The 17,316-nt window shown below is 64.7% G+C and carries 14 protein-coding genes; 7 read left to right on the top strand and 7 right to left on the bottom strand.

All coding sequences use genetic code 11. From position 1 onward, the window contains the following. On the top strand, nucleotides 1–571 hold a 571-nt coding region (locus G4D87_RS17035), incomplete at its 5' end, for a hypothetical protein (protein WP_205507615.1). Nucleotides 572–737: 166 nt separating this feature from the next. Here G4D87_RS17035 and G4D87_RS17030 read toward each other — a convergent pair. Further along, on the bottom strand, nucleotides 738–2,627 hold the full coding sequence (locus G4D87_RS17030; RefSeq protein ID WP_163783125.1) for a hypothetical protein: 1,890 nt from the start codon (nucleotides 2,625–2,627) through the stop codon (nucleotides 738–740). Between G4D87_RS17030 and G4D87_RS17025 the strand changes: the two genes are divergently transcribed. The 4 genes from G4D87_RS17025 (at nucleotide 2,626) to G4D87_RS17010 (ending at nucleotide 6,294) form a co-directional block, all read left to right on the top strand. Next, entirely contained in the window at nucleotides 2,626–2,901 is a 276-nt protein-coding gene (locus G4D87_RS17025; protein WP_163783114.1) for a hypothetical protein, read from the top strand. The two genes, G4D87_RS17030 and G4D87_RS17025, sit on opposite strands and share 2 nt — an antisense overlap. A 139-nt stretch (nucleotides 2,902–3,040) precedes the next feature. Then, complete coding sequence (locus G4D87_RS17020; RefSeq protein ID WP_163783124.1) at nucleotides 3,041–3,571, top strand: hypothetical protein; 531 nt, start codon at nucleotides 3,041–3,043, stop codon at nucleotides 3,569–3,571. 83 nt (nucleotides 3,572–3,654) lie between these two features. After that, on the top strand, nucleotides 3,655–5,664 hold the full coding sequence (locus G4D87_RS17015; protein ID WP_163783123.1) for a DNA polymerase I: 2,010 nt from the start codon (nucleotides 3,655–3,657) through the stop codon (nucleotides 5,662–5,664). Nucleotides 5,665–5,724: 60 nt separating this feature from the next. After that, nucleotides 5,725–6,294, top strand: coding sequence for a hypothetical protein (locus tag G4D87_RS17010; protein WP_163783122.1), 570 nt, complete (start codon nucleotides 5,725–5,727; stop codon nucleotides 6,292–6,294). A 235-nt stretch (nucleotides 6,295–6,529) separates the two neighbouring features. Here the strand turns inward: G4D87_RS17010 and G4D87_RS17005 are convergent, their stop codons facing one another. The 4 genes from G4D87_RS17005 to G4D87_RS16990 all read right to left on the bottom strand — a co-directional run bounded on the left by G4D87_RS17005 (nucleotide 6,530) and on the right by G4D87_RS16990 (nucleotide 11,288). Then, nucleotides 6,530–7,666: a site-specific integrase gene (locus G4D87_RS17005; RefSeq protein ID WP_163783121.1), complete on the bottom strand. Its 1,137-nt coding sequence runs from the start codon at nucleotides 7,664–7,666 to the stop codon at nucleotides 6,530–6,532. A gap of 389 nt (nucleotides 7,667–8,055) precedes the next feature. Beyond that, nucleotides 8,056–8,424, bottom strand: coding sequence for a DUF2019 domain-containing protein (locus G4D87_RS17000; protein ID WP_163783120.1), 369 nt, complete (start codon nucleotides 8,422–8,424; stop codon nucleotides 8,056–8,058). Next, complete coding sequence (locus G4D87_RS16995; protein ID WP_240358338.1) at nucleotides 8,424–9,704, bottom strand: hypothetical protein; 1,281 nt, start codon at nucleotides 9,702–9,704, stop codon at nucleotides 8,424–8,426. Before G4D87_RS16995 ends, G4D87_RS17000 begins: the two co-directional genes overlap by 1 nt. Nucleotides 9,705–10,202: 498 nt before the next feature. Beyond that, nucleotides 10,203–11,288, bottom strand: a complete 1,086-nt coding sequence (locus tag G4D87_RS16990; RefSeq protein WP_163783119.1) for a hypothetical protein — start codon at nucleotides 11,286–11,288, stop codon at nucleotides 10,203–10,205. Between the two features lie 279 nt (nucleotides 11,289–11,567). On the opposite strand from G4D87_RS16990, the gene hrpA reads away from it, so the two are divergent. Next, a complete protein-coding gene (gene hrpA, locus G4D87_RS16985) occupies nucleotides 11,568–15,278 on the top strand; it encodes an ATP-dependent RNA helicase HrpA (RefSeq protein ID WP_163783118.1) in 3,711 nt (1,236 codons plus the stop codon). 59 nt (nucleotides 15,279–15,337) lie between these two features. Here the strand turns inward: hrpA and G4D87_RS16980 are convergent, their stop codons facing one another. Next, nucleotides 15,338–15,622: a hypothetical protein gene (locus tag G4D87_RS16980; protein ID WP_163783117.1), complete on the bottom strand. Its 285-nt coding sequence runs from the start codon at nucleotides 15,620–15,622 to the stop codon at nucleotides 15,338–15,340. A 437-nt stretch (nucleotides 15,623–16,059) separates the two neighbouring features. Between G4D87_RS16980 and G4D87_RS16975 the strand changes: the two genes are divergently transcribed. Next, nucleotides 16,060–16,620: a hypothetical protein gene (locus tag G4D87_RS16975; RefSeq protein WP_163783116.1), complete on the top strand. Its 561-nt coding sequence runs from the start codon at nucleotides 16,060–16,062 to the stop codon at nucleotides 16,618–16,620. A 55-nt stretch (nucleotides 16,621–16,675) separates the two neighbouring features. Here the strand turns inward: G4D87_RS16975 and G4D87_RS16970 are convergent, their stop codons facing one another. Next, on the bottom strand, nucleotides 16,676–17,314 hold the full coding sequence (locus G4D87_RS16970; RefSeq protein WP_163783115.1) for a hypothetical protein: 639 nt from the start codon (nucleotides 17,312–17,314) through the stop codon (nucleotides 16,676–16,678). Nucleotides 17,315–17,316 lie beyond the last annotated feature (2 nt).

Here is a 17,316-nt window from a genome sequence, read left to right as displayed (position 1 = left end):
GGTTGATCTCAAGATGGAACAGTTCACCAGCACTCTCGTATGGCTCGCAACACTCATGCCCTACGCCGAATCAATCGAGAAAGCATACGACACCGGAATAATTCCGGCAGACGAAATCATATTCCCAACAGACATCATGAGCATAGCCAGTAGCGAACTGGACTTTCCCCTAGATCCCACACGAAGAATCATCAACAGACTACACGATCTCACACGACGCAAAATCATACGAAACTTCCCAACAATACTGCACGCACAATACCCTCAATATTCAGCCGGCGGCGTCGTTTCGTTCGCACTCGCCTTTGTGAACGAAGGCACCATCCTTGCATCTGGAGGATGTTTAATAGGGAGCCGCCCCCCCATCCCCGAGCACGATGTCTCGGACGCACTTGCCCTCGTCCAACTCGACAAACAGCTAGTCGAATACGAGGCCGGTGCGTGCACACCACTTCCTCCGGAAGCCGTCATTACAACCATGCGCAGATTCGCTTGGGCGCCGGAATGGGAATTCACCTCAGAAGGGAAATACCCTTCATTCACATTTCGCCACAAGCCAAGAAAAACATAAAACATGTGAAGAATTTGAACCATCACAGGACAGCAGACACAGCCCTGCCCCTCGAAGCGGGACCACTCAGCCACTTAGCGTCTGAAAATAGCAGACACAAGCCATCAACTTTTCAGACGAGAAGACGCCAACCCAAGTTTACTCCCCCCCACAACACATTATCCACCTACGAACGCCCGGCAACGAGCTCCCCCATACGCAACAACAAGTAGACGACATACGAACTCTTTCTCTCGTCAAAATAGCCAGCGTTCCCAAGACCGTGCGCCACCGTATGCCGGAGCGCCCACCAGCCTCGCTCAACGAGAGCCAGCTTAAGCGCAAAATGCAAAGACGACGGAATTCTGCCCTCAAGATGACCGAGAATCGTATCAATAGATGCCTGTTCAAGACCATCGGACTGAACGCGAAGAGTTGGGCGCTCGACCTTGCGACAAATTCTTCGCAAAACCTTTTCTACAAGAGGAACCAGCACATGCACAGCAGACAAGTGATCCCCACCTAGCCAGTGGTGGATTCCCCGTCGAACAAAAGGCTCATCCGAAGCAACAAACACATCCCCTCTCGCCATGAACTTCAAAATGGACTCGCCATCCAATCCCCTCATGCGCAGCCGCCTAAACACCTCTGCAAGTAGATTTAGAGGCACAATAAGCCAAGTTTTCGCAGACTCCGTCAGCCTCATTCTCTGCCGATCCTCGCCATCAACAGGGCTGTATTCCGTATTCTCGGGACCAAGCATTTGAACCGGCAATAGCGAAAAAAGAGGCGTCATCCGCTCCCGCGTCTTCGCCTCCAACGCAATCGCATCCGGCTCCACCCTGAAAAAGGGCTCTACAACAACGCGCTCAAGTGCGTCCTCAATGGGAACACCATCAAACCTACCGATAATTCCCTCAACCTCCTCCGCCGACATCGAAAAGCTAAACGTAAACGGCGTAAGTTCGGCCCCCACGGCAGCATTCTCACGCTCCAACGCGATGGAAGCACGAGCAACATCATCAACCCTTCGCGCCTTTCGATAAGCATCCACCGCTTCCTTCAAGAGGTGAGTTTTCGCCATTGCGCTTGGCGCCACCCTTGCCTCCTCCTCAAGAGATCGCGCAACCGCCAAATAAAACTCAGACTCATCCACTGCAAGTCTCGCAGCCTGTTTCAATTCAAAGGCCGCCGAGGCAAAGACGCGCTCCACATGAAATTCCCCCCCCAACCGACTTATCTCCATCTGCGCGCCGAGAACAGTGAACAATTCCGACAAATCAGCTTCAGCAAGAACATCCTTATGCACTTTTGCCAATGCAAATGCACACGAATGCAGCCACCCGCCCAGTCCCACTCGGGAGGCATTGCTTGAAAACTCCATCACCTTCTCACAAATCTGACGTTCAACATTGCGCGCATTGATCTTGCGAGCCATCTCCACCGAAGCCCGCAGGACATCTAGCGCCTGCATCATCCAAGCCCCATCCATAGTCCTAATCGCCAGTTCACCCGACGCCTGAAACCATCCCAAGAAGCCCTCAACAGCAACCTGGCCGCTTATCCTTCTCGATGCTGGATCTACATTCCAAAGGATGCGTGCAGCCATAGCACGAACAACAACTGAGGGACTGCGCATCCTTTGACGCAACAATTCAACTCTTTCGGGAGTCTCGAAAATCGCCTCGACCCCAGGGCTCTCGTTTGGCTCTCTCGAAATAGGACGAGAAAATATGGCAGACTCAACCTCTAGTTCCGAAGCCAAACCCAATTCACCCACGCGCTTCGCACGAGCAAGAAGCGCATTAATCTCGAATCCACGTTCATAAAGGTGCCGAAACTTAGGTTCTCCCGCCTCTATCTCCATCCACATCTTTCGGACAACAGAGCCTTGCTCATCACTCATTGGCCACCCCATTAAGCTGCCCACCAGAATTTTCCAGGCACCATATCGCCGATCGGCACGTGCGATCCAATAAGCAGAGTTCCTCTGCTGCGGAACCGCATCCATAAAGTGTCCCCAGAGAGAGAGGATGTCCTTCCGACGTCTCGCCACTCGAATGGAAACACGGGACATGAGCAACGCAGCACTCGCACGCATCGCCACGGCCCAGGCCGCCGTCGGCGCGCAGTACCTCAAGGCAGGGCGCCACCGCTTGGAAGTGCAGTCCATCCGAACAAGGGAAGGACTCAAGCGCCTATCAGCCATCGCTGAGGTTTTGGTGGTCACGTCGGAACGAGCCTGTCAGTACAGGGACAACTCTGCGCAGCGTCGTCATCTCTACGCAGGCTTGCTCAAATTCGATCCGGCTCTAAAGGAGTCAGATTTGAAGGGCCTTCCTCACAAGTAAGTTGCAATGACTGTATGAAATGGACTCCGCGAACTACTCCTCGGTTCCGACCTTGAGCCACTCCCAAAATCCGCACGCATTTACGTGGGGTCAGCGCATTTCGCCGCCGACGCAACCCCAGCCGAAGGGCCCACGTAACATGAACAACGCACTGACGAAGATTGCCACCGCGCAGGCTGCGGCTGGCGGACGCTACCCGCGCTTCGGTCGCTACCTGCTCGAAGTCGAGGTCATCCGCACGAAGGAGGGCTTCAAGGGCGACTCCGCCATCGCCGAGCTGAAGGTTCGCGAGTCCGAGCCCCTCGCGGGTGGCGAGACTCCGAGCCGACCGGGCGAGACGGTCGACTACGTCGAGAACCTGAGCGACCAGAAGAAGGGCGGCGGCGGTCGCTTCAAGTCCTTCCTGATGACGCTCGTGGGTGCCGACGAGTACGAGTTCGCCAACCCGGCCGCGCTGAAGAAGTTCTTCGACGAGCGGCAGGCGGGCACGCACCTCCTGATTCGCTGCGAGGTTTTCCCGAAGCAGCTCCCCGCGAAGGAGGGCCACGCCGGGAAGGTCATCAGCGGCTATCGCTGGTCGCACGTCGAGCTGAACGACGAGCAGCTCGCCCAGGCCGAGCACGCGCGCAAGGCGAGCAAGCTCCCCGCGCTCGCCGACGCCCTCGCCTGACACCGGGCGGCAACTGACGGCGCGCTTCCGTCGGCGGCTGGCCCACGACACGGGCCGCTTTCCCATTCCCAAAGGCAGCCTTCATGAATGTCTGGTCCTTCGACACGGAAACGTGGGCGATTCAGCCCGGCTTGCTCGCGCCCCCTCTCGTGTGCGGCAGCATCGCGGCGGCAACTCCAGGCAGCGAACGACTGCTGGACAAGGCCCAAGCCCGGCAGTTCTTCCGCGAGGCACTCGCCGCGCCTGACACGCACCTCGTTGGCGCAAACCTCGCCTACGACCTCGGCGTGATGGCGGCGGATGACCCGAGCCTCGTGGCGCCCATCTTCGCGGCGCTCGAAGCCGGCCGCCTGCATTGCGTCCAGATTCGCGAAGCCCTTATCGACATCGCGAGGGGGCTCTACGGCGTGGACCCGTCGACGGGCCGGAAGCTCGACGATGACGAAGGCGCCCGCTATCCGCTCGCGCTTCTCGTGCAGCGCCATCTCGGGCTCGACATCAGCGAGGACAAAAAGAACCCGAAGGCATGGCGCCTGCGCTACGCGGAACTCGACGGCGTGCCTGTCGAGCGCTGGCCGACGGAAGCAGCGGCGTACCCGAAGCGAGATGCCCGCTACACGCTCGACGTCTTCTTCCGGCAGGACGCCGTAGCCCGGGAGACGCCCAACGGCGGCAACCTGCATGCCGAAGCCGAGCAGATGCGCGCCGCCTTCGCGCTCCACCTCGCTTCCATCTGGGGCCTCCGAACGAACGGTGATTCGGTCGCCGTCCTGCGGGAGCGGGTGGAACGGGAGTGGGGAGAGAACCGGGCCAAGTTCCAGGCGGCAGGCATCTACCGGGCGGACGGCTCGAAGGACTCGAAGCGCCTCGCGGCGCTCGTGACTGCCGCCTATGACGGGCAGCCTCCCGTTACCGCGCCCAGCGACCGATTCCCCGACGGCCAGGTCGCGACCGACCGTGACACGCTGCTCGGTTCGGGCGACGCGCTGCTTGAGGACTTGGGCAAGAGCGGGCGCGTCGACAAGTACAAGTCGACCTACCTGGACGTCGTCGAAGCGGGCACCTCGCTCCCCATCAATCCGCGCTTCAACGTGCTCGTCAGCACCACACGCGTTTCGAGCGACTACCAGCAGCTCCCGCAGAAGGGCGGCATCCGTGAAGTCCACGAGGCCCGCCCCGGCTTCGTCTACTGCTCGGTCGACTACGGCGGGCTTGAGCTTCGCACCATGGCTCAACGGGCCATCTGGGAACTCGGCTACTCGAAGATGGCCGAAGCGCTGAACAGTGGGCTCGACGTCCACACCCTTGCCGCCGCTGAGTTCCTCGGGGCCAGCTACGACGAGTTGCTTCCCAAGGTGAAGGCGAAAGAGCCCCTCGCGGTAGCCTTCCGGCAGCTCGCGAAGATTCTCAACTTCGGCAAGGGCGGCGGGATGACGGGTGGCTCGCTCGTCTACAACGCACGCGCGAAGGACCGGGTTTCCTTCTGCCTGCTGGCGAAGCGCGCAGACGTCTGCGGCATCGAGCGCGTCGTCATCACCGTGCAGCGCAAGCCGAAGATGGTCTGCCGGGCCTGCGTCGAAGTGGCCAAGGAACTGGACACGAAGTGGCTCAACGCGTGGCCTGAGCAGCGCGAGCTACAGCAGCGAGCGAAGTCGCGCACCTACGGGGGCGGGTTCGCCGACGTGATGATTCCGGGCGCGAACATACTGCGCGGCGGGTGCGGCTACACGCAGATTCTCAACACGCCATTCCAGGGGCTCGGCGCTGTCGGGTGCAAGCTCGCCATGTGGCGCGTCAGCCGCGAGATGTACGTCGACCGTCGCTCGCCGCTCTACGGCTCGCGGCTCGTCCTCATGGTGCATGACGAGCTGATTAGCGAGCTGCTCGCCAATGGCGCCCAGCGGATGCACGACGCAGCCGAGCGCAAGGCGTACCTGATGCGCGAGGCCATGAAGGAGACGACTCCCGACCTGGCACCGGCCATCGAAGCTGAGCCCGCGCTGAGCCGCATCATGTCGAAGGACGTCGCCACCGTGCGCGACAGCTCCGGGCGGCTGCTCGTCTGGGAGCCACCCACGAAGCGCGCGGCCTGAACCACGCCCAAAATCCGCACTCATTTAGGGAGGGAACCCTTTCCCTGACTGGTGCAACGGATGACCCTATCCCCCACCGCGCGACAGCTCCTCGTCGCGCTCGACCCCGGGCTTCGCGAATGTGGCGTCGCGCTCTTCGACCTGGACTCGGGCGAGCTGCTCGCGGCGGGTATGCCGACGAATCCCGAGCGGAAGGCCCGTGGGCTTGCGGCATGGTCGGGCATGGCGGGAGGGGTCGCCGCGTTCGTCTCGTCGTTCCTGGAGCCACACAGGGCCGCTGGCGGGGCTGTTTCCGTCACCGTCGCGAGCGAGTGCCCCCAGGTCTACACGGCCGGGAAGAGTAAGGGCGACCCGAACGACCTGATTGAACTCGCGGGCGTCGTCGGCCGGGTTGCCGGTGGGCTCGGCGCGACGAGTGAGCGCAGCTTCCTGCCGCGCGAGTGGAAGGGAACGCTCGACGGTGACGTTATGGCCGAGCGCATCAAGGCGCGCCTCGGCGAACTACCGCACGAACACCTACGGGTGCAGCTCCCGCGTGCCCAGGACAAGCATCACAACGTTTGGGATGCCGTCGGCATCGGCCTTCACGTCATCGGCCGACTCGCGCCCCGGAAGGTCTTCCCGAGGTAGCCATGCCCGATCACCCTACTGGTCCCGGGCTCGATGGCCCCGCAGTGACGATTGAACGCGCCGCCGAACTGCTTCTCTGTAAGAGGACTCGCGTGTTCGAACTACTCGCCGAGGGGCGCTTGAAGCGCGCACCCAAGCTCGGAAAGAAAACGACGGTACGACTCGACTCGGTGCTCGCCTGCATCAAGGGCGAAGAGGACCACGCCGCCTCTTCCCCTCGACCGCGTCGACGACCTCAAGCCACGGACTTCTCGTTGGAGTCGTTCAAGTCTGCTGTCCGCGAAGCAATGGGCGGGTCCTCCGGGTGAACCAGCTTCAGGGGGAGCTGAATCATCGGAGGAACCAAAACGCGCTTGTAGAACGTTCGCGTCGTCTTCGTGCTCCGATGCCCCATCACGGCGGCCACCTCCTCCACCGGGAGTCCCTGCTTCGTTGGGCGTACTAGGACACCGTGGTCAGAGGCCCAGTTCGAGAAACTGTGCCGAATGGCGCCGGGCTCAATGACCTGAATCGCCTCCCTCTCTTCGGGCGTCGCGCACTTCTCGCGAAGCCTGCTTGCGGCACGCTTGAGCATCACGAGCGCAGGAGCCCGGGTGAGTGGCCGCTTGCGCGCCTGGAGTCGAAGAGCTGCCGCAAACGCCTGGGCATCAAGACTGACGACGTGATCGTCGCCCCGCTTGTGGAGAAAAGTCACCGTCCCCTTGATCCCGCACGGGTCGTCGACTTCTTTCAAGAGGGCCTCACCTCTCGCCACACGCGCAATCTCGGTGTCGTGCATGGCGGCCTTCGCACGCAAGCAGAGGGTATCCCGAAGAAGCTGACTCGAAACCTCCGCGTAGACGGACTCTACCTCCGCCATGGAGTAGCCCTTCACCCGGACGCTCTTCTCGGGTTGGGCCTGCGGCACCTGGAGGTCCAACGTCGGATCATTGCTTCGGTGGAGCTTCCCTTCCTCGCGAAGCCATGAGGTGAACGACTTCAGGGCCACGATGCGGTGGTGCTCGGCAGACTTCCACCCCTTGAGCATCTTCTTCAGCTCCAAGAGCGACACCCCTCGCAGATCCCGCCCAGCTAGTGCCACGCCCCAGTGGGCGAGGTAGTTCCCGAGGATGTGCTTGACGTACTCCTCGGAGAGTCCCTCTTTGCGCGCACTCTCGATGAACTCCTTCTGAAGCTCTGGGGTCAAAATGACCGCATCGGATGCGGCCTTCTGGTCGGCATCGGCCTTGCGCCGGGCAGCCTGCTTCTTCGTCTGGTAGGCGGCGGGGTCCTCTTCGAAGCGTGCGAGTTGAGCCAATGCGGCCCGCTCAGAGTCGACGTCGAGGGCTATCGACTTCATCACTCCGAAGACCCGGCGCTCGATGACCCACACCTGCCGTCCTCGAGACTCCCGTACACGCCCACCAGCCCATCGCCCAACCCACCGTGCTCCCTTGATCGCCATCGCGTTCGCTCCTATCCAGGTGCGGCCGCTGTTAGAACGCTGTTATCTGTAGATTTCAAGCCCACTCTCTCACTCTAAATTAAACAGTCCTTTCAAGCCGGTAACACGGGTTCGAATCCCGTCGGGGACACTGTAAAAACGCGGGGTTGGACGGGTCAAACCGTCCAACCCCGTTCGTTTTTGGCGACGCCTTGGCGGTGCGGTGACGTTGCGACGGAGCAGGCAACAACCGTTGCCCCGTGGCGCGGTGTAGCGCGACACGTGAAGTCCGGATGCCTGCTCAGCACCGGAAACAAATTCACAACGCGCCCACACCGTCAGTCGAACGTCAGCCTACCCGCTCGCCACTCACTCAACACCGTTTCCGCATTGAACCTCGCGATGCCCGGTGGCCCGTTTGCAAGCTGCTCCAGTACGGCTTCAGCCGCCTGGGGAGCTGACTCTAGGGCATGTGACGCTGCCCACCCACGCACATGGGGATTCGCGCTGCCCAGCAAGTTCAAGAGCGCGCCAGAACCCTCGCTTTTCCGGGTTCGAAGCTCCTTCCAAACTGCATCGATCCGGCGAAACTGCGCATTGGCCTTCCGATGGTCACCCATCTCGCTCGCCTGACCATGTGCCGCTGCGATCTCTTCGTACATCGAGGCCAGGTCCTGAAGAGAGAGCTTCTCCAGCGACGTCTTCATCAAGGGGAGGCTCCGAAATCGCGAAGGAGTTTCAGTCCGAACTCGCGCTGGGCTTCATAGGACTGTGCCCGCAGCCATTCTCGCACGGTCTTGCCTCCTGAAAACCGCTGGATCGACGAATAGAACGCGCTGACCCTGGTGTGAAGGTTCTTGTCGAGCGCGATGATGTTCTCCGTGTTGTGGAGCGACTTCGGGCCGAACCGCGCCGCGTTTCCATCCGTCTGCTCGACGATGTGATGCCATTCCTTCCCTTGTCCTGCGGGCCCCATCGCTCGTTTGAAGGACTTGAACGACGAGTAGGATTTCACGCCGGCAGGGCCCGAGGGAGGCGTCGCCCCCGAATTGCTCACCTCCCCTGCTCGCTGAAAAACGATGGCGGCTCCAGGTCCGCCACTCAGTACCGCCGCCGCACGCCCTACAGGCACCGCCGCGATTCGCATGGCGAGTGTGCCCTCGGCGGACAGCACGAGCGCTGGAACTTCCGCCGTGGCGAGGACTGTTCCCTCCAGCGTGCGCGTAGCGGCGGACACCGTGCCCCACGTGGCGATGAGGTTCGCTACCAGTTTTGAGACAGCCTGCACCTGCTCGCCCCTGGTCATGTACCGGAAGCGCTCCAGGTACTCGGGCGACGACTCCAGCAACGCCACGACGGCGGCTGGCAGTTGTTGGAGTGCCGCGAGGTTGTCCGCTGGCGAAGTCGAGAAAAACCTCCCTACCGCCAGCGCCAGCCCAACGAAGGCCTCTTCCGCCCCGTCCAACGTGCGGCTGATGACGTCGGCATCGTCGTGGACGTCCGCCAGAGGGAAGCCGCTGACCTCCTGCAACTCGTCATTGAGCAACCGGAAAACCCCCGTGCGCCCGTCGTAGAAGCGGCCCAGTTCGAAGCCACGGGACCGGAAGGCGCCATCCCGCCATTCGACAGGCGCCACCCGTTGCTGCGTTCTCCCGCTGCGCACCCACGCGAGGCATCCGTCAGGCCGGAGCACCGCAAGATGATCGAAGCGCGCCACCCGACGCTCCAACTCGGCCCGCGACACCTCTCCTGTGGCCAACACCTCCCGCAGCATGAAGCCCACCGCGAGGCGTGCCGGGAACTGCCCCAGTGACACGTCCTTGCCCAATAGCGTTTCGAGGAGCCGTGCAGCCTGGGTTGGAGTGAGTGCGCTTCCCGATATGGGACGCGCGTCTCGCTCGTCCAGCCCTGCGGTGCGAAGCAACGCGGCGAACGAATCGCTTTCCGCCCCTCGTTGGGAACGATCCCCAAGGAAGGTCTCTCCCATCAACGGAGAGCGGCGGAAACGCAGTGTTCTGGGAGGCCCCTCCGTTGCGTCCTCTGGATGCCCCCGGTCGGCGGACTCGCGCGCCTCCGTCCGCCCCTCTCCAGGGAGTCCAGCGCGTTGCTGGAATGTGTCTCTGCGAGATGACGAGTCAACCCCGGTGCAACCCATGACAACGAGGACGACGCAAAAGACCCAATAACAAGCACGCATTCCTCACCTCCGCCCCCAGGGAAGGCAACCAGAGCGAATACTGGCACGCGCAACTGACACGTCCAGACGAGCGGCAGATTGGCGAAACTCTACAGCGTCACGCAGACTTTCCCTATATGTCTTCAGGAAGGGGCTCGTCGCGAATCGAACCCACTCAGGAGTGGGGATTGAGGCAATGAGCCGCCCCCAGAATGCAACTTATGGTGTTAGGCAAAGCGTTCGCCAGGCCGCTGGACGCACCTCAACCTGAAGGAAAGGAAGCGACGCACTTCGTCGCCCCCAGCGCGCCTACGATTCCTTCGTCTGGGCCGCGAGCTGTGGAAGCTGCGTGCGAAGGACCTCGGCCCAGGCATCCAGGCGGCCCGCGATTGATTCGATGCGCGGGGTCTTTCCGTCGAGTCGCACCTGCCACTTCGTGTGAGCGCCCCAGGGCATGGCGGCGGCCGTTCCACCCCACGCGGAGGCGAGCGCCTCGCTGTAACGCCTCCCGAAGTCCTCCGTGCTCCCCATGCCGGCCTCATTCGTCCAGACCTGCCCATCCCGCTGGATGATGCCAAGGTTCACGGTCCTGCCATCCGGCGCCTCCCACTTGAGGCTGAGTGCGCGGCGAAAGTCGCCGGATACCCCCAGGGCGGAGAGCTGGACGATGAACCTTTGAAGCTGCTCCGGCAGCTTCGGGTCCCGCGCCCGCATCGTGTCGAAGAACTCCTCCGCGCTGATGTTTCCGGAGAAACGGTTCACTTCCAGCACCGCCGACGCCGGAACCACAGGCGCCACGGTGACGTGCCCGTCCTCGATTCGCACGACTCCACGCTCGACCATCTGCGTGCGCAAGAGGGTCCGAGGAATGACGAGGCGGCCCTGCCCTCCGGGCAGCAGGAACACCGACAGCTCGACGAGCGCGAACGTGAAGCGGAAGCCCGCATGAAGCTGAAGCACCTCAATCAATTGCTCCGTGCCCTCGCGAATTCCGTCACCGACGACCAGGACCAGGATGCGCCCGCGCTTCAAGTTCCGGCTGACCGCGTCGATGAACTCGGGCTCCGGCAGCCGCAGCGCTTCCGGCACCACCTCCCAGAGGCGCTGCGGCTTCTGCCCTCCTCGGAGCTGGCCGCCCAGGGCAGCGGCTTCGAACTCAGCGTAGCTCATGCGGAACAGGCAACTCGCATAGTCCAGTGCCTGGGCGACGACCTCCCGCCGGGCCTGGGGGTTTCGCCATAGCTTGGCTTCCGCGATGACAACCTGTCCGTCCGCGGTGATGAACAGGTTGTCGATGAAGCCGCGCGGGGTTCGCATCTCCCGGCACACGGAGATGAGCCCCTCGATGGCGCCCTCGATTTCGGCGACCGGCAGAACTTCGGGGTGCTCGAACATGAGCTCCTGGAGGAACGCCTCCTGAAAGGTCCCGTCAGCCCCACCGGTCAGCGGGACTGGCGTCAAAGGAGCCTGGGAGCCAGAGGCCAGGAGTACGGGGGTGCCATCACGCCGGTTCGTTCGTGCCATGCGCTTGAGAAGATACCCATTCACGAGGCCCCACTGCCTTCAGGATGAGCGCACGCATCCCCGCCCGCGTCACTGCGGCGCGTTACTCGACCTGGCGCGCCCATCACCTCGTGTTCCCCGGCGCGCGCTTCAGTGATAGGCCCTGCTGCCATGTCCGGCGACTCACCCGTTCCCACCTCCGGCGGCTCACCCACCCTGCACTTCCCTCCCGAGCTCCCCATCTCGAGCCGGGTGGAGGACATCACAGCGGCCATCGCCGCCCATCAGGTGGTCATTGTCGCGGGGGCCACCGGCTCGGGGAAGACGACGCAGCTGCCGAAAGTCCTGCTCGCCATGGGACGCGGCCGCCCGCGCCAGATTGGCGTCACCCAGCCCCGGCGTATCGCCGCGACGAGCGTGGCGGCGCGCGTGGCACGCGAGCTCGGCACGGAGCTGGGCACGGACGTCGGCTACCAGATTCGCTTCGAGGACCGCTCGTCCCGGCAGACGGCCGTGAAGTTCATGACCGACGGCGTGCTGCTCGCGCAGATTCACAGCGACCCGCTCCTGCGCCGCTACGACACCATCGTGCTCGACGAGGCCCACGAGCGCAGCCTCACCATCGACTTCCTGCTCGGGTGGCTCAAGCGCATCCTCCCCAGACGCCCCGACCTCAAGGTGGTGGTGAGCTCGGCCACCATTGAGACGGAGCGCTTCTCGCGGTTCTTCGGGGGGGCGCCGGTCATCCAGGTGGAGGGCCGTACCTTTCCGGTGGACGTGCTCTACGAGCCGCCTCCCGAGGACGCCGAGCTCGCCGACTCCGTCGCCGATGCGGTGGCGGACGTGCTCTCGCTCGACCCGGACGGGGACGTCCTCGTGTTCCTCCCCGGGGAGCGGGAGATCCGCGAGGCCGAGAATGCCCTGAACGCGCGCGAGCTCCGCGACACGGTGGTGCAGCCCCTCTATGCGCGCCTGTCGGCCGCCGAGCAGTCGCGCGTCTTCGCCACCATCCCCCAGCGCCGGGTCATCCTCGCCACCAACGTCGCGGAGACGTCGGTCACCATCCCGGGCATCGTGTACGTCGTGGACACGGGGGTGGCGCGCCTGTCGCGCTACGAGCCGCGCTCGGGCACCACGCGCCTGCACATCGAGCCCGTCTCCCAGGCCAGCGCCGACCAGCGCAAAGGGCGCTGCGGCCGCGTGCGCGAGGGCATCTGCGTGCGCCTCTACGACGAGGCGAGCTTCACCACGCGGCCCGCCTTCACCGACCCCGAAATCAAGCGCACCGGGCTCGCTGGGGTCATCCTGCGGATGAAGTCCCTGGGCCTCGGTGACGTCGAGGACTTCCCCTTCCTCGACCCGCCCCAGCCGAAGGCCATCGCCGAGGGCTGGCGGGTGCTCGAGGAGCTCGGGGCCATCGAGGGCAAGGAGCGCACCTTGACGCCGCTCGGGCACCAGCTCGCGCGCTTCCCGGTGGACCCGCGCATCGCGCGGATGATTCTCGCCGGCGCCGAGTACGGGTGCCTGGACGAGGTGCTCATCGTCGCCGCGGCGCTCAATCTGCAGGACCCGCGCGAGCGGCCACGCGAGGCCGCGCAGAAGGCGGACGAGCTGCACCGGCGCTTCCGTGACGAGCACTCTGACTTCACGGGGCTCCTCAAGCTGTGGGCGTTCGTGCGCGAGGCCGAGGGCCGGGGGACGTCCCATCTGCGGCGCGTGTGCCGGGACAACTTCCTGTCCTTCCTTCGGGTGCGCGAGTGGCGGGATGTCCAGCGCCAGCTCGAGGAGACCGTCCGCGAGCTGCGCCTGCCGCGCAAGGGCCGGGGCGCCCCGGCGCGCGGGGACGTCCTGCACCAGGCCCTCCTCACCGGGCTCCTGTCCCGCATCGGCCAGTGGAATCCGGAGCAGCGCCACTATACGGGCGCGAAGCAGACGCGCTTCATGGTTCACCCCTCGTCGGCGCTCGCGAAGAAGCCCGCTGCCTGGGTGATGGCGTTCGAGCTCGTGGAGACGTCCCAGCTGTTCGCGCGCACCGTAGCGAAGCTCGACCCGGAGTGGCTCGCGGCGGCGGCCCCCCACCTGCTCAAGCGCAGCTACTCCGAACCGCACTGGTCGGAGAAGTCCGCGCGCGCCGTGGTGAAGGAGAACGCGACCCTCTTCGGGCTTCAGGTGTTCAAGGAGCGCCCCGTGGCCCTGGCCAGCATGGACCCCGCCCGGGCACGGCTGATGTTCCTCGATCATGCCCTGGTGCGCGGCGAGTACCGCACCCGGGGGGCGTTCCAGGAGAAGAACCGTCAGGTGCTCGAGCGCGTGGCGCGCCTGCGGGACAAGGCCCGGCGCAGCGAGCTGCTCGACAGCGAGGCGCTGCTGACGTTCTTTGACCGGCGCCTCCCGGAGGACGTGACGGACGGAGCGGGCTTCGAGGTCTGGCGCCGAAAGGCCGAGGCGGCCGACCCCGGCGTGCTCGTCCTCTCGATGGAGGACGCCCTCTCGCACGACCCGGACCTGTCCCCGGCGCACTACCCGGACGCCATCACCCTGCACGGCGCGTCCGTGCCGGTGACGTACACCTTCGACCCCTCGGCCGAGGACGACGGCATCACCCTGAGCGTGCCGCTGCTGCTGCTCGCCCAGCTCGTCCCAGGTGAGCTCGACTGGACCATCCCCGGGTGGCAGCGGGAGAAGCTCACCGCCCTGCTCGAACAGGTCCCCCGCGCCCAGCGCAAGCAGCTGGGGCCGTTGCCGGCACTGGTCGACCGTCTCGAGAAGGAGCTGGTGCCCTTCCGCGGGCCGATGATTCCAGCGCTCGCGCGTGCGGTGTCCCGGCTGTGCGGCGTGGACGTGCCCGAGGAGTCCCTCCGGGCGGATGCCGTGGTGCCGTACCTGCGCATCACGCTCCGGGTGCTCGACGAGCGGGGAAAGGAGCTCGCGCGGAGCCGCGATGCTGACGCGCTGCTTGAGCAGCATGGCGGACGTGCACGGGCGGCGCTGCGCAGCGCGGCACCGGCTTCGGACTGGGAGCGCAAGGGGCTGACGGCCTGGACCTTCGGCGAGCTGCCCCCCGTGGTCACCCGGCGGGTCGGCGGGCTCGAGGTTCGCAGCTACCCCGGGCTCGTCGACCGGGGCGCTGCCGTGGACCTGGTGCTGCTCGAGACCTCTGCCGCCGCCGAGGCGGCCACGCGCACGGGAGTCCGCCGGCTCCTGATGCTCGCCGCGCGAGGACACGTGGCCGTCAGCGCCGCGCGCATGCCGCCGCCCTTCCCGTCCCTGGACGGCGCGCCGCCCGCGCGGGGCCAGGCGGAGGCCTTCCGGGTGCTCGTCCTCGCACGCGGCGTCGATGATGCGTTCAAGCTCGCACCGGGTGCGCCGCTGCCCCGCACGAAGGAGGCCTTCGAGGCGCTGGTCCGTGAGGGCTCACCGCGCATCGAGAGCGCGGCCCGGGACTGGGCGAACGCCGTCGTTGTCACCTCCTCGGAGCTCGCCGCGACGCTCGCCGCACTCAAGTCGGCATCAAAGGGGCCGAGCGGCGCGGCGGCCGTGCGGGACCTCCGCTCGCAGCTCGGGCACCTGTTCCCCGCGAACCTCATCGAGTGGGTTCCCTTCGTGCGCCTGCTGCACTACCCGCGCTACCTCCGCGCGGCCCAGGCACGGCTGTCGCGTGCGGTGGCGAACCCTGGCAAGGACGCAGGGAAGGCCGCACCCTTCACCCCCCTGTGGGAGACCTTCCTTGCCAGGCGCGCCACCGTGCGTGACCCGGTGGCGGCGCAGGAGCTGCGGTGGGCCTTCGAGGAGCTCCGCGTGGCCATCTTCGCACCAGAGGTGACGACGCCCGTGTCGGTGACGGTGGCGAAGGTCGGCGCGGCCCTCGCGGCGCTGCGCTAGAAACGGGTAGCGACACCTCGCCACGGGGTCGCACCGCGGGGCCCACGGCACCGCTGCCGCTAAGGACAGATGAAGAAGGTGTCCGTGTAATACGCAGTCACCTGCCCCGACTGCCCGATGTACCCAGAGCAGTCGGCGTGCCACGCCCCCGCCCAGTTCACCTTGGCCGCCTCGCGGTAGTAGGTCCGGTGCTGGCCGTATCGCGTTCCACCACCAGGCTCCTCCGCGCGCTGCTCCACCGTGCTCATGTCGCCCATGGGAAGCCCGGCCTCCGACTCAGCCGGTCCACCGCAAGCGCCGAGAAGCAGCGCGGAGATTCCAACGACCCAACGAGACAGCGCCATCTAGGGCTCCTTGTCGTGAGAAATGTTTCGAATTTGTAGTTGAAATCATATCGAGACAGGGCTGGGAGCGTCCACCCTGCGTAAAGGTCTGGTGGAAGACGTCCGCGTGCGGGACGACTCGGCCTGTGTTGAGCGGTGGCCACGGCCAAGCCGCGAGGAAAAGCCGTCTTGCAGTCCTCGTAGCCCATGTATGCCGACGGCGTGGGCGGCGTGGGGTTGCCAGGGCATGCGGCGCGCATGACCCGCCGCAAGTCTGCCTTGCCCCAGCGGAAACCCCTTAGTCTGACATCCCAATGGCGTGCGCCACACCCGGGCCGCAATCATCCACATTCACTGGATTGCCGGTTTTGCTAGTTTGGATTTGAAATCAATTCAAGACCAGTGCTAGTAAGGCATTGGCTTCGGCCAACCCCGCATAAACAACACAGGAGTAGTCCATGACGCGGAACGTGAAGCGTTTCCTGGCTGGCTCGCTGCTGTCTCTCACCCCGTCGCTCGCTTTCGCCGGGCAGCTCGAATACGACTTTCCCGACTTCCTCACCCAGCGTGGCGAGTACGTCAGCGTCCGTGAGGGCGTGGTGCAGATCCCCGTGCGGAAGGGTCCCTCGGTGGAGGCCATTGGCCCTGCCATTGAAGACTTCTTCGTCCTCAACCAGACCGGCGTCGACCTCACCCTGGGCCTCCAGATCCTGACGGGCACGTTCAATGGCATCTGGAACACCCACCCCGTGCCCACCGGCACCTATGGTGGGTTCCAGGTCAGCGCCCCCGCCCCCACGCCGATGGTTGTCCAGCAGTACTACTACACGGTCGACCCGGCGAATCCTTCCGGCTCGAAGACCTGTGTCTGGCGCGTGGAGGTCTCTGACGTCGCCGGAGCCTGCTCCGCGCAGGTCTTCTTCGGGACCTACGGCGGCGCCGTCTGCACCGTCGACGCGGCCCAGTCGATCATCGACCCGGTGACGTGTCAGACGCAGATCGTCACCAACATGCAGTGAGTTGAAGCGCGTGTCACCAGGGCCGCTCCGGGCGGCCCTGGTGGTGCGTACACCGTCATCGACGGTCGGTACGGCTCCAGCGGAAGGTCAGCCCGGCATGGCCGGTGGGCGGGCGGCTCCCGCCCCTGAGGCCCAGGGGAAACTCAAGGCCCCCCTCCGCGCGCACTTCGAGGGACGGGCTCAAGCGAACCCCAATCCCCAGGGAGCCCCCCGGTGAGAGCAGCAGGTTCGCGCCATTGAACCGCCCTTGAAAGGCGGTGAGCGGTCCCGCGAAGGCGCCCGTCAGCGATGCGCCACCGGTCAGCGTCAACGCGCGACTCAGCCGAAAGTCGAGCAGGGTCTGCGCGCCGAGCCGGAGATTGACGGGCTCCGTGGAGTTGTTGGTGACGGGCACGTACCAGACTCCAGCGCTCGGAGCGACGGACCACGTCCACCGGGACTGCTCGATGAGCCGGTGCCGTGTTCCGAGCTCCAGGCCCAGCAACGTGAGGCGGCCGCCCCAATCCCAGTTCTTGCCAGCGCCCTTGCGAAAGGTGAGCTCGGGGCTGGGCAGGTACGCCTGCTCCCTCCCATGCTCGAAGGCCAGCGCGTTCAATGAAACGCCGACCTCTGTCGTCCCAACGGGGGTTGTCGCGGCGCCGATATTCCGCGCACCGCTCAGACAGCCCGGCGCGAGAACGAGCGTCCCGCCCACCC

Origin of the sequence: Myxococcus vastator (assembly GCF_010894475.1) — a bacterium.
GTDB lineage: Bacteria > Myxococcota > Myxococcia > Myxococcales > Myxococcaceae > Myxococcus > Myxococcus vastator.
Note: the sequence above shows the minus strand (reverse complement) of the source record. Positions and strands in the feature narration are given on the sequence as shown.